Genomic DNA, 795 nt, shown 5'->3' with positions numbered 1-795 from the left:
CATTAAGGAGAGCTACTGGTCCTTGACTCTTATTGCCGCCCAAAGACACACTGTTATAATTGACAGTGCCATCTGCACTTTTATCGTAAAGAACTGCAAAAGCACTTCCCTCTTTAATATTATTAATACTGTTACTAATATCTGCTATACGGCCATCCAGTTGTTCTTTATTAACAGCTTCATCATTATTAACCGCTGCCTTCACACCGGAAATTGTACGAGCACCACCTGATTTGTTCGCAACATTGATTTGAGTTCCACCTGTTGCCTTACCAATGGTGATAGTATCTGCATCTCCTTCCTGCTTGACAAGGCTATTTTTCGTCGCATTCGTAATCTGATTTTGGATATTCGTGATAGAATTATCAACAGCATTAAAAGTAGATTCAAAATCATTATGTGGCTTACCCTGAATAGTGTAAGTGGGAGCCTTACCGTTAGATACGTCTGCACCTCCACCAAAATACTTCGATGTATTTTGAGAAATTTTTGCTAGATCATTCGTAACAGTAGTAACATTCTGATTAGTAGCAAAGAGCTGCGAACCATTTACAGCATCCGTTGAGTTAGCAGAAATATCTCCATTAGCAAGAAACTTAATTTTTCTATTGGTTCTTTCCTCTCCATGCTGTGCTACAAATGCCTGATCATCATTGCTCCACAACAAGGCGTCGCCTTTAACTTCTTGTGTAATATTATTGATTTTTTGTGTAAAATCATTTGTCACATTCGTTAAATGATCATTCACATTCTTTACATTTGCATCAAGACCACTCAAAGCGTCACCAACATTTT

At 37.9% G+C, this 795-nt stretch carries 1 pseudogene; it reads right to left on the bottom strand.

The annotated features are described in order from the left end of the window. A pseudogene (locus ACFIKQ_RS09050) lies at positions 1–795 on the bottom strand (hypothetical protein); the annotation flags it as partial.

The sequence above is a fragment of the Bartonella sp. MR63HLJHH genome, from assembly GCF_042194155.1.
Taxonomy (GTDB): domain Bacteria; phylum Pseudomonadota; class Alphaproteobacteria; order Rhizobiales; family Rhizobiaceae; genus Bartonella; species Bartonella grahamii.
Note: the sequence above shows the minus strand (reverse complement) of the source record. Positions and strands in the feature narration are given on the sequence as shown.